Origin of the sequence: uncultured Sanguibacteroides sp. (assembly GCF_900543425.1) — a bacterium.
Classification (GTDB): Bacteria; Bacteroidota; Bacteroidia; order Bacteroidales; family Marinifilaceae; genus Gabonibacter.
The window spans coordinates 1-12680 of record NZ_UQRQ01000012.1 but is presented as its reverse complement, the minus strand read 5'-3'; the positions used below and the strand labels follow the sequence as shown (position 1 = coordinate 12680).

The window sequence follows — 12680 nt, the reverse complement described above, 5'->3', positions numbered from 1 at the left end:
TTTTATTTTTTTGATAATTCTGCAAAAATTGTATCTAATGAACTCTTTTCCAGGTAAATTTCTATTAAACGCCATCCTCGAGCAACGCTCGTTTCCACTATTCTTTCCGTAACTTCCTGTACATCCGTAAATTGCAAGCGATATTTTGTTCCTCCCAGCTCTTCCACACCCAATACTCCCTGGATACCGCGTAATTCTTCGGCGGAAGGCATAGCAACCATAGAAACGACCAATGAATTCGGTATAATATAGTTATCGAATTCATCCACAGTCCCGGCAAAAACAAGTCGCCCCTGTTCTATCATGCGAATATAATCACAGGTTGCCTGAACTTCCGGCAAGATATGGGTGGAAAGAACAACCGTACGATCTTCCGCAATCTCTTTTATTAAATGACGAATTTCAACGATCTGGTTCGGATCCAATCCGTTCGTCGGTTCATCAAATACTACAAAATCCGGATTATGAACGATAGCCTGCGCTATCCCCAAACGTTGTTGATATCCTCCTGACAAATTGCGGATCAATCGTTTTTGGAAATGAGTAATACCACAACGGCCCATGACCTCCATAACCGCTTTAGAGACCTCTTTACCCGGAATATGACGCAAGCGAGCGCAATGAATCAAATACTCCTCTACCGTTAAATCCATATGTAAAGGCGGTTTTTGGGGCAAGAAACCGATATGCCGTTTAGCTTCTACCGGATGCTCCCGTAAATCGATTCCCTTTATAAATACGCTTCCCTCCGTTTGTTTCAACACTCCACACATAATGTTCATGGTCGTAGACTTGCCGGCACCATTAGAGCCTAACAATCCATAGATTCCATTCTTGGTAATCTCAAAATTAATATCCCGTATCGCCCACTGAACGCTGTAGCGATGAGACAAATTTTCGACTTTAACGATTGATTCTTCCATAGATTTTTGTTAAATTTTATAGATTTAGTTACACACGTCGTATCATAGTTAGTTTGTAAAAATCACATCACTCCATTAAAAATATGACGCAATTTTCATCACTAAAAATAGACATTATTTACCCATGTTTTTCATGGTAAAAAATACTTTATAAAAAACTTAACTTTTACATCTAATCGATTCATTATCTATCGAAAGCCCTTTACCAACAAAGGAAGGTGTTTTTATTCGACAAGATTTTATATCTTCACGAAAGGATTAATATTTTTTTAACATGGAGCGGTTTAAGTTCATTCCACATTTTAACAGATTTCACACTTTTGCGAGCCAATATTAACCCTCATTACCTCTAAAAAATAACTTTTATAACTCTATAAGTCAAAAATCTCCCCCGACAACTAACGATATGTCATTTATTTTAACAAGAAAAAATACATTTACGATCAGAAACCTCAAACGGAAATAAACAAAATGACCTTCAGGCTTCCCAGTAGAGTTGCATTAACCGGGAAAAAGCGTAATTCCCCGATCGCTCCTTCGATACCCTTATAAACTTTGTCATGGCAGGAGAAAAACGATCGACCTTTATTTCATAAAAAACAGCATAAATCACCCGGTGGGATAACACATGTTTAGGAGGCTCGAATACCACTCTTATTTCCGGTTGATCTGCCCCGTCCAGCAAATGTTTCCATTCTTCCGTCCGTTGAAGTTCCGAAAAAGTTAGAGGTTTGTCGGATTCAATCAACGGAAATTCATATAGATTACGCCAAATATCTTTTCCCTCTCTTTTCTTTAATAAAAAAACGGTTTCATCATGGATATGCAAATAATTAAAATAACGGGGTTTTACTTGTACTTTCCCTACTTTTACAGGCAACCGCTCTACCCTGTCTTTTGCTCTTGCCAAACAACGACTGTTCAAAGGACAATGTTCACAATCAGGAGACTTCGGTATACATTGTAATGCTCCGAACTCCATAATAGCCTGATTATAAAGATCGGGACGGCAACGATCGAGCAAGGTCCGGGAAAGTTCCGCAAAATATTTTTTCCCCTCTCCGGAATCTATCGGAATATCGATATCGAACAACCGGGACAATACGCGATATACATTTCCGTCTACGGTGGCATAAGGCAAACGATAGGCAAACGAACAAATGGCAGCGGCCGTATATTCTCCGATTCCTTTCAAAGAAAGAACCTCCTCATAGCTTCGAGGAAATTGTCCTCCGTATAGTGAAACAACCTCTCGAGCCGCCTGATGTAAATTACGGGCACGACTATAATACCCCAATCCTTGCCAATAAGTCATCACTTCGTCTTCCTCCGCCTCTGCCAACGAAACAACATTCGGGAAGCGCTCCACAAACCGAATAAAATAATCCAATCCTTGGACGACCCTTGTTTGTTGGAGAATAACTTCCGATATCCATATCAAATAAGGATCATTTGTATTTCGCCAAGGAAGATCCCGACGATGTTGCTCATACCAAGGAATAATCACATCTCCTATCGACCACTCGTTCATGCTCACTAACAGCTTAAATATACCGGACAAAAATAGAGATAAAAATCCAAAATCTTTTTCCTTTCGTTATCTATCTGACAAAAAAAGGTACCTCAACCCGTGAGGTACCCGTTTCCACTAATAACAAAAAAACCTATTTTACTCCAAGTGAGCCCGAATCATCCAGGCTACTTTCTCTTTTTTCTCTATCATATCTTCCAAGAAATTCGAAGTACCGAAATCCTTGGATTCTTCTTTATCCATTGTTTCCAGGTCTGTCCGGATCTGACGGATAATCTCAGCATTATCATCTCTTAACTGAGCCAGCATATGCTTAGCGTCCGGAAGCGGTTGTTGTTCATCGTATTCTTTTATACGGTTATGTTCCAGACACCCCCTCAATGAACCTAACGGCCGTTCATCCAAATCACGTACCCTCTCCGCAATAGCGTCAATATCTTCAATCAATCCGTTGTAAAGGTCTTCGAGAAAAGTATGATATGATCTAAAACTCGGACCTTTCATGTTCCAATGAAAATTCCATGTTTTAGCTAATAAAACAAAATGGTCTGCAAGTAAATTATTTAAAATGGTCTTACTTGATTTGATCATTTTCGCATCTAAACCAATATTTCCTTCCATAGTAATGTTATTTAAAAGGTTAATTAACTTCTGTTTCTCCACCTCTATAACGAAATTAATTCAGAAAAGTTTCGATCCGAGCAGAAATATTAACCTTAAAAATGAAAAGAAATTCCGAGAAATAATAATATAAAATTAGAAATTTCTTCCGGTATCCCACCACAGGCGAGTCCCCGGAGTATCAGCTCCCTGTAAAGCTTTTTCCAGTTTCTCATATTGTTCCGGGTCGACATCGGCCATAGAAGCCGGAAAATTCAATCTCCTGATCATCACCTCCGTATCAATACAACCGTCTTTACTATTATTTACCCGCACCGGAAACAGACGGGGATATCCGGTACGCCTTTGTTCCGCCCAGGCTTCACACCCTTCGGGAAAAATGGCTATCCATTTCTGAGTGATGATCTTTTCTAACTTCACCTCCATTGAAGCACCCTCGTCCCAACGGGGAGAGACCAAACAACGAGCTTTAATATTATTAACAGGATCAAAAACATCCACGTAATCGGCTCCAACCCGATCGCTCTGTAAATATGCCTCTACTCCGGAAGCCCCCCATTGACTGAAAGAACAACGTACTCCTTCCTGATAACAATTCCCGGGAACTTCCGAGGTCCAACCGCGTAGGGCAGCCTCAGCTCTCAAAAACCAAACCTCGGCGGCCGTCATCAGAATAGCATCACTACTCTCCTTCACGTATATTTTGGAAAGAGCGCTATACCGCGTATGAGCAAAAACAGTTCCTTGCCGAATTCCCCGGTACTCTCCTTTTATCGGAATTATACTCCCGTCTTCTCCCCGAACATCATTCGGGCAGCTTTCGAAAAAATGGGCCATTCTCGGATCTTCGTACCCATTTAAGATCGACTCCATAGAAGCATTCATATAGGCCTCTCCCCACACTTGATTAATCACTCCGAGCGGATTGGTATAACCTCTCTTGGTTGAAACTACCGCTTTCTCCGAGGGAATCGTAAAAATACCGTAAGAATTAGCCATTCCTTTTTTAAACTCGTCTCTTGCCCCTTCCGGATTCACCATAGCCATGCGAATAGCCAAACGAAGACGAAGAGAATTGGCAAATTTTACCCAGGACTCATACGTACCGTCCATTATAATATCGAATTTTGCAAAAGCAGAAGCATCTTCACCTTCTTTTATAGCCTGGTCTAATATATTTACAGCCTCATCAAGATCTTCAAAAAACATGCGATACGACTCTTCTTGGTTATCAGGGGCATAGTTATCTCCCTGATTTCCAAATTGAGAATAAATAATAGGACCATAATAATCCGACACCCGATGCATCGCCTCTACTTTTAAAATCTTAGTTATGGCATAAAAAGCCGGGTATTCCAATCGGGTCAAATCTTCCAGCCGCTTAATCTGAGGCATTACGTAAGCATAGGTATTCTCCCAGAATGTACCGTTCCAACCGTCCTGCATATTATAATCCGAATTATGCGATCCTCCGTTTAACGGTTTATAATCATGCATATACCCGCTAAACATGTCTGCACTTAAATTCTGCATAATCTGGTAAGGCCAATTTTTTCCTTTTCCGAAATCGTAATTAAAATAAATACCTTGCTGAATAATACTTAAAGGTATCCCCAGATGATTCAGATCAACCTCCATATCCTCATCCGTCATTCCGGTTTTATCCGTGTTCAAAGATTTGAAGTGCCCCGTACAAGCTGCCAATCCCCATACGAAAACAATAAAAACGAAACTATATTTCCTCATCTCATTAAAAAGTAAAGTAGATATTAAAACCGACATTCCGGGTTGTCGGCATCCCATACACTTCAATAGCTTGATTATCACTACCCGTAGAAAGTACCAAATCTGGATCGAAAGGAGCTCTTTTGTACAAGAAACACAGGTTACGAGCCACAAGATTCACTTGTATACTCTTAAAAATACCACTTTTTTTCATCCATCTGTCGGGAAGTGCATAACCGATAGATAGTTCTCGAAGACGAATGTTCGTCGCATCGTAAATATAATATTCTGTCACTCCTGCACGTCCCCCGACAACCCCCTTATAAAAACCTTTTACATCCGTAATACGTTTTCCTTCCAACTCGACAAATCCTCTATCTCTGGCCTTTCCTGTAGATTTAGTTACTCCAAACAGGTCCATATCAGCCTGCGTTTGAGACAGGACATCCCCTCCGAAACGCCCATCCAACAATAGATACAAAGAAAAACCCTTATATCTTAAATTATTACTCCAACTCAAAGTAAAATCAGGATTAGCATTTCCCACTTTTACAGTATTACCTTCCCCGATAACCTGGGGAAGACCACTTTTTTCTCCTTCCGTCTCGTAAACGATATTCCCGTGCTCGTCCCGCTTAAAGGCCTTCCCGTATATATCTCCGAATGATCCTCCCTCCCTTAACTTCATCGCATAACTGGAAGAAAATCCGCGCGGACCGTATATAAATACCGGAAGCTCCGCATGCAAGCGTAATACCTTATTTTTATTCGTGGCAAAATTGATTTTTGATTCCCATTTCCCGTCTTTGTATATAACAGGAACTCCTCCCACGGAAAATTCAACTCCAACATTCTGAATATTTCCGGCATTTACATAACGATAAGCATATTCATCTCCATCCTGTGCAGGCAACTTAAAGAACTGATTCTTTGTATTCGTTTTATAATAAGTAAGATCTACATATAAGCGATCAAGCCAAAATCTCCATTCCGTTCCCAATTCGATGGAATTACTCATCTCCGGTTTCATCTCCTCAAAAGGAGCCGCATCGGCAGATTGCACGCCTCCTCCTGCCAACACATAAGACATCGGATTGGTAATGTATAACGGGATATCATTCCCAACCCGACTCCAAGACACGCGCAATTTAGCCAAATCGATCCACTTCGGTAAATTTAAAGTTTTATTCATAATCCAAGCAAGACCTAATGAAGGATAGAAGAATCCTGTCGATTCATGGGAAGTAAAAGCCAGCGTAGAAGACCAATCATTCCGTGCCGATACGTCTAAAAACAGGAAATCATTATATCCGACCTGGATCGTAGTAAAAAGTGACTGCATTTGTCTGGTCGCTTTATTCAGCTCCTCGATATAAGCAGAGGTATTCATATTAATATTGGCAATTGTAAATACGTTAGCATATTTCAAAGAGGCCGTCTTAGAATCGTATCGAAGTTTACTGATTGTATTATTATTGATACTGGTTCCAAGTGTCATATGAAATGTAACCTTTCCGAACAGACGCCGGTACGTGGCTAACAGATCTCCGTATAACAATGTCTGCTGGTAGGTATAATCTATATAACGCCCGCTTTCCCCCGCAAGAGCCGGAGCGGTCGAGGCATAGAAACGTTGTCTGAATTTGTCCGAAATGTCATCTATACTGACCCTCCCCTGTATAGACAAATCTGTCGTTATTTTCACATCCGCCGTTAAAGAGACAATAGCCCTGCTCCGAATATCTTCGCTTAAAATACGATTTATTACCCAATAAGGATTTTGCTCGAAATCTTCTATAGAACTATGCCAGTTCTGAACCATCAGATTCCGTTTCTCATCCAACACTTCAAAATGTTTTTTATACTCCGAAATATCTTCTCCCCGCGGAAAACGATATAATCCCACGAGGGGATTCATATAAAATCCTCCCGGAGTAGGACGATTTTTTATTTTTTGCCTCATCAAATTCAAATTACCGTCCAATTTCAATCGTCCGTCAAAAAAAGAGGCCGTTTCCTTCAAATTGATATTATGTTTCATAAAACGATGTTGAGGAACAATTCCCCTCTCAACCGTATTTGCATATGAAAAATAGGTCTGCATAATCTCATTTCCCGTGGAAAATGAAAGGGAATGGATCGCTGAAATACCTGTTCTGAAAAAATCCTTTGCTGCATCGTATTTCTTTAAGTTCTCCCGCTCTCCCCAACTCTCAATCCCGTCACTTATTCCGTAATGATTCTGGAATTTGGGCAAATTAATTGCTTTCTCAAAAATCAAACTCGAAGACAACTGTACTTCTTGCTTTCCTCTCAATCCTTTTTTCGTCTTAATCAAAATTACCCCATTGGCTGCCTGAGTTCCATACAAAGCGGATGCAGAAGCTCCTTTCAGTACACTAATACTTTCTATATCCTCCGGATTCAGGTTGGAAATACCGTCTCCACCATCCCTATTCCCGGCATCTGCCGTCCCTCCGATAGCCGAATAAGACTGTTCACTACTCTCGTTTAAAATCGGTATACCGTCAATCACAAATAAAGGTTGATTATTCCCTGCTACGGAACGAATTCCCCGAAGTAGAACTCTTACCGATCCACCCGCACCGGAAGCACTTTTATGAATCTGCAATCCGGCAACCTTTCCCATCAATGCCACGAAAAAGTTGGGATCTTTTATCTTTATCAATTCGTCCTGTCCGATCTGCGTAACAGAGTAAGGTAATGAAATTCCACTTTTTTCAATACCTAAAGCGGTAACAACCACATCTTTCAAAAAAACCATATCCTCCTCCAAACGAACCCTGAAAAAAGCTTTCCCCCGAATAGGAATAGACAAGGTTTTATAACCGATAAAAGAAATTGTCAACTCTCCATCCGCAGGAACAAAAAATGAAAATTGTCCCTCTTTATCGGAAACGACTCCACGGTAAGTTCCCTTTTCAACGATATGGGCTCCCGGTATCGGCTCCCCTTTTTCATTCACGACAATACCTTTAACCTGTATGATATTGGTTGCCACTCGAAGAGAATCCGATACGGTATCTCTCTTCCACATCCCGACATTACCAGCATTAGTTTCACCATATAGATAAAAAGATACGATTAAAAACAAAAATAATGCATAAATACACTTCATCGCACAAATACCCTATTAGTTTATTTTAACAGGCCTCTCCCCCTCCAGAGTCCCTTTTACACATTTTTATTTCAGTCCTCTTTTTTTCAACAGAGGAACTTCCGACGGAGCTTGTCCCCGAAACTTAATATATTGTTTCATAGGATCATCGTATCCTCCCTCGGAAAGAATATATTTTCTCAGACGTGCAGCTAACTCCGGATTATATATATCTCCGGAATCCTTAAAAGCCTGGAATGCATCTGCATCTAACACCTCTGCCCAAAGATAGACATAATAACCGGCCGAATACCCGCCATCGAAAATATGAGAAAAATAAGTCGTCCGATAACGAGGCAAAATCTCTTTTATCAACCCATACTTATCCATTGAAGTCTTTTCAAAATTATTCACATCATACTCCCGCGATGTTGTCTGGGAATACCAATCCATATCCAATAAAGCCGCGGCTACATATTCTACCGTGGCAAATCCCTGATTAAAATGACCACTCTCTTGAATTTTCCGAATCAATGCATCGGGCATCGGCTCTCCTGTCTTATAATGCTTAGCATACATTTTCAATACCTCAGGTTCACTCGCCCAATTTTCCATCACCTGAGAAGGCATTTCTACCATATCATGAGGTATGGTACCGGCTATCCGTTTATAATCACCCCGGGTAAAGAATCCGTGAAGAGCATGCCCGAATTCATGAAACATGGTTTCCGTATCATCCCAGCTCAATAATACCGGTTCATTACCGACCGCGGGAGAGAAGTTATAAACGACAGAAACCAACGGAAATTCTTCTTTCCCGTCTACCTTCGTGTAATGACGGAACTCTGTCATCCAAGCCCCTGCCGATTTACTGGCTCGAGTAAAATAATCCAAATAAAGAATAGCCAGATGTGATCCGTCTGTATCTTTTACTTCATAAGTTTCTACATCCGGATAATACACCGGTATGTCCGTCCTTTTTTCCAATGTAATTCCGTACAACTTACGAGCGACTTCAAACATGCCGTCACGCACGTTTTCCAGCTTCAAATAAGGTTTCATTTCGGATTCGTCCAGATCGTATTTTTGTTTCCGCAATTTTTCAGCATAATACCACCAATCCCAACTCTCCAATTTCTCTTTCATCCCCTCTTTATTGGCGATAGCCTGCATCTCGGCTAATTCTTGTTTTGCAACCTTTAAAGCAGGACCCCATACCCGCCCCATAAAATCATATACATTTTGAGGTGTTTTTGCCATATTTTCATCAATCACGTAAGCGGCATAAGTATCAAAACCCAATAACTTCGCTTTTTCCAAGCGCAAATTGACCATCCGGGAAACAATCTCCTTATTGTCATTCTCATTATTATTATCTCCCCGCATATAATACCCCTTATATAATTTCTCACGTAATTGACGATTCTTGGCATATTGCAAAAAAGGAATCATACTCGGTTTATGAACGGTAAATACCCATTTACCTTCCAACCCCCGTTTTTGGGCTTCTGCAGCAGCGGCAGCAATTGCCGTCTCCGGCAGCCCGGCCAAATCTTCTTTCTTATCAATCTCCAAAATAAATGCATTTGTCTCTTTTAACAAACGATCCCCGTATTGTAGACTAAGTTTGGCCAATTCAGCATTTACCTGTTTCAATTTAGCCTGATCTTCGGCATTCAAGTTCGCACCACCCCGTACAAAATCGTTATAATACAATTCCAACGTTCGAAGTGCTAATGAATCCAAACCCAAACTCTCTTTTTTATCATATAATGCCTTAATCCGGGCAAATAACTTGGGATTCATACTGATTTCATCACCGTGAGCCGTTACCATAGGACTGATTTCCATGGCTATTTTCTGCATTTCGTCACTCGTAACAGCTGCATATAAGTTAAAGAAAATAGAAGATACCCTGTTCAATAACTCTCCGGATCGATCCAAAGCCATTATCGTATTTTCGAAAGTCGGTTCTTCCGTGTTATCAACAATAGTTTCAATCTCTTTTTTATGCTGTTTTATCCCCTCATCAAAAGCAGGTTTATAATCAGATAATTTAATCTGATCAAAAGGAGGTGTATGGAAAGGAGCAGTAAAAGGCTTTAATAACGGATTATTGGCTTGATGTTTTTCCTCTTTACAAGAAGTTATCAAAGTCACCACACTTAAAAATAAAACTACCGTTCTTTTCATATATTTATAAATTAAAATTCATAGTATTCGCAACCTACTCATAAAACGAGATAAAGATACAGATTAAAAATAATAAAATGTTAATTGATATCATTTTTAACGTTAAAAGATATCTAATTCCCTTATTTTCACTATTTTTACCCTGCAAAAATTTAACAACGTTATTGATGAATTTACTTTTTGTTGCAATTGGTTCCATGTTCGGGGGAGTCTCCCGGTATTGGTTATCGGGTATCATACAAAAAAATGCCCACACTCTTTTTCCCTTAGGAGTTCTCTCGGTAAACATAATCGGGTGCTTTATTATCGGTTTGCTGGCCGGCTTGTCTGTACATACCAATCTGCTCACCCAAAATCATCGCCTATTTCTAATTATTGGATTTTGCGGTAGCTTTACTACCTTTTCCAGCTTTTCGTTAGATAACCTGAAATTAGTAACAACAAAAGCCTACTTTTTATTTTCACTAAACATCGGCCTTAGCGTTATTTTAGGTCTATTGGCCACTTGGTTAGGCTATTATCTTATGCAAACTCTCTTCAGGCAACTTCAATAAACTAAAAGAGGCCACTATCTCTAATGGCCTCTTTCCCCAAATCTAATTTCTGTTAATAATACACACTACGAATTTTCCCCTGGTTTATTTATTCTAAATTCCAACGAAACATCAATATAAAAGACACCGACGTTTAAATCCTGTGTTTACAGGATTTAAAACGTACGGTGAATTTTAAATCATCATGTCAAACATTTATCTGCCTCTTCTTCTAATCCATATGAATATTGCGATAAACAGCAATAGGATAGGAAATACTCCCATGAACATGATCTTCGTGATGTACATACCGGTCTCACTCGGGTAAACTTTATTGTCCGGTGGTGTCGGACGACGTACATCGATAGGTACTTCTTCATCTGACAACCAGAAGAAGGCACCCTGTATAATGTAGTAGTTAGAAGCCCTTATACCTTTCCTCCCCCGACTCAACTCGCCATTACTGATACAATCGGCGTCTCCCAAAACGATAATCTTCTGTTCCTTATTTCCAACTTTCCGGGATAAAGCCAATGCCGTCACGAAAGTCTTCTGCATCTCCCCGGTAGAAGGGTTGAAACGAGCCGTGTCATCCACGAAATTGGTCGTCTGCAACTCGTTCCAGCAATTGATCGTGTCGCTAACGAATAACGGCGTAACATCGAAGCCCTTGTCTGTCGCGTACTCTAAACCCGAACAACTCGGCATGGTGGCGACATATTCCCAACCTCTCATCTGATCATAGAGATAAGAAAATTCAGCGGCTTCCTTCGTCGGGGTAGCCACGATCAGGTCTGCCTGGAAGTTTTCCGTCGGGCGAACAAGAGTACCCGGTATAAAACGAACACCGAATTGCTCTACAAGCGGGTTCATCACATCCCGACGCTTGGGTTCCCCGGCGATCAGCAAGTTGCCTCCCCGCGCGATGTACTTGTCCAGGTTCACTTTCTCGGCATCCGTCAAAGGTTGACGCGCCTCCGCGATGACCAGGATCTTCACGTCCTCGGGGATCTCCTTGTCGAGCGTCACGCTCTCGAAATCGAATCCCTGGTTGATCAGCGAGTGACGGAAAGGTTTATCCTGCGTGAACATGCTATAGTCTCTATCTCCTTCCCGTTCCGTGTTACGCTCCCCGTGACCGGCCAGGAAACCTACTTTAGGCAATTTCATGACGATACGCTTGAAAGCCGCCGAGATCTCCGTTTCCCCGGGGAAGATCATCATGTCATCGAACACCCGCAAGAAGGTCTTTTGACCGTTCTCCCGCTCCAGCAATCGCACGAAACGGTTATGCTCCGGTTTCAAATCAATACGCTCGCGTATCTGCTCCGGTGTCAAGATCTTGTTCGAATCCAAATTATTGATTTCGATCATTTTTTTGGCCATCTCCTCGAAAGTCATGTTGGGAAACCTCTTTTCCAGGTTCTTCATGTTCTTCACCGAGTCGTAATAGAAGACGTACTTCATCGTGATATCCGGCTTGAAACGAATGTACTGCCTGAAATTCCGCAAGTCCCAGTTCCTGTAAGAAGGCATACCGATCCAGTAATAGCCGTCCATGATGTTCACGTAGGTCGTGATCTTCAACTTGCCGTCCAAGCGGGCGACAATATCCTGGCTATTCTGGGTCAACGTGTTCTGTTTCGTCTCCGTGGCATCGTAAAAAGACATCAAAGAGGGACGGGAAGAGAGGTAACCGACAAATAAAGCAACACACCATACCCCGGCATATTTACCGAAATTTACCATCCACGAGCTCTTCTGACGGCGGGCCTGCAAGCGGATCACGGCCATGAAAAGGAACAACAATATAACGATCAGGAAGTAAATAACATCCTCCGAGCAGATTAAACCGCGCACGAACTCCCCGGCTCGACCGTCTATCGCTAACCAGAACGTGATATCACGAACCAAATCGATCTCTTGCCACAAACCCTTCACGTAAGACAAAACCGCTAAAATAGCTAACGTGCCAACGGCTGCAACGATCTGGTAAGAGGTCAAGCTCGACATGAAAAGACCGATCGCCGCGTAAG

Annotated in this window: 8 protein-coding genes; 1 reads left to right on the top strand and 7 read right to left on the bottom strand. The window is 41.3% G+C overall.

Annotated elements, in window-relative coordinates; translation table 11 throughout:
- Positions 1-2: 2 nt before the first annotated feature.
- The 6 genes from QZR76_RS08215 to QZR76_RS08190 form a co-directional block, all read right to left on the bottom strand.
- Positions 3-923 (bottom strand): ABC transporter ATP-binding protein, encoded by a 921-nt coding sequence (locus tag QZR76_RS08215; RefSeq protein WP_294142125.1) that lies wholly within the window; start codon positions 921-923, stop codon positions 3-5.
- Between the two features lie 478 nt (positions 924-1401).
- Positions 1402-2454: an A/G-specific adenine glycosylase gene (gene mutY, locus QZR76_RS08210; RefSeq protein WP_294142123.1), complete on the bottom strand. Its 1053-nt coding sequence runs from the start codon at positions 2452-2454 to the stop codon at positions 1402-1404.
- Positions 2455-2592: 138 nt separating this feature from the next.
- Positions 2593-3075, bottom strand: coding sequence for a Dps family protein (locus QZR76_RS08205; RefSeq protein WP_294142121.1), 483 nt, complete (start codon positions 3073-3075; stop codon positions 2593-2595).
- A 135-nt stretch (positions 3076-3210) separates the two neighbouring features.
- A complete protein-coding gene (locus tag QZR76_RS08200; protein ID WP_294142119.1) occupies positions 3211-4821 on the bottom strand; it encodes a SusD/RagB family nutrient-binding outer membrane lipoprotein in 1611 nt (536 codons plus the stop codon).
- A 4-nt stretch (positions 4822-4825) separates the two neighbouring features.
- Positions 4826-7858, bottom strand: coding sequence for a SusC/RagA family TonB-linked outer membrane protein (locus QZR76_RS08195; RefSeq protein ID WP_294142117.1), 3033 nt, complete (start codon positions 7856-7858; stop codon positions 4826-4828).
- 147 nt (positions 7859-8005) lie between these two features.
- Positions 8006-10111, bottom strand: coding sequence for a M3 family metallopeptidase (locus tag QZR76_RS08190; RefSeq protein WP_294142114.1), 2106 nt, complete (start codon positions 10109-10111; stop codon positions 8006-8008).
- 167 nt (positions 10112-10278) lie between these two features.
- Between QZR76_RS08190 and crcB the strand changes: the two genes are divergently transcribed.
- Positions 10279-10665 carry a fluoride efflux transporter CrcB gene (crcB, locus tag QZR76_RS08185; protein WP_294142112.1) on the top strand — a complete coding sequence of 129 codons (387 nt, stop codon included), beginning with the start codon at positions 10279-10281 and terminating at the stop codon, positions 10663-10665.
- Positions 10666-10860: 195 nt separating this feature from the next.
- Here the strand turns inward: crcB and QZR76_RS08180 are convergent.
- A partial coding sequence (locus QZR76_RS08180) for a Gldg family protein (RefSeq protein WP_294142111.1) occupies positions 10861-12680 on the bottom strand: 1820 nt, incomplete at its 5' end.

Excerpts from the sequence above, each read along its gene's own strand:
- QZR76_RS08215 (WP_294142125.1), bottom strand. The coding sequence starts at position 923 with ATGGAAGAATCAATCGTTAAAGTCGAAAATTTGTCTCATCGCTACAGC.
- mutY (WP_294142123.1), bottom strand. The coding sequence starts at position 2,454 with ATGAACGAGTGGTCGATAGGAGATGTGATTATTCCTTGGTATGAGCAA.
- QZR76_RS08205 (WP_294142121.1), bottom strand. The coding sequence starts at position 3,075 with ATGGAAGGAAATATTGGTTTAGATGCGAAAATGATCAAATCAAGTAAG.
- QZR76_RS08200 (WP_294142119.1), bottom strand. The coding sequence starts at position 4,821 with ATGAGGAAATATAGTTTCGTTTTTATTGTTTTCGTATGGGGATTGGCA.
- QZR76_RS08195 (WP_294142117.1), bottom strand. The coding sequence starts at position 7,858 with ATGTGGAAGAGAGATACCGTATCGGATTCTCTTCGAGTGGCAACCAAT.
- QZR76_RS08190 (WP_294142114.1), bottom strand. The coding sequence starts at position 10,111 with ATGAAAAGAACGGTAGTTTTATTTTTAAGTGTGGTGACTTTGATAACT.
- crcB (WP_294142112.1), top strand. The coding sequence starts at position 10,279 with ATGAATTTACTTTTTGTTGCAATTGGTTCCATGTTCGGGGGAGTCTCC.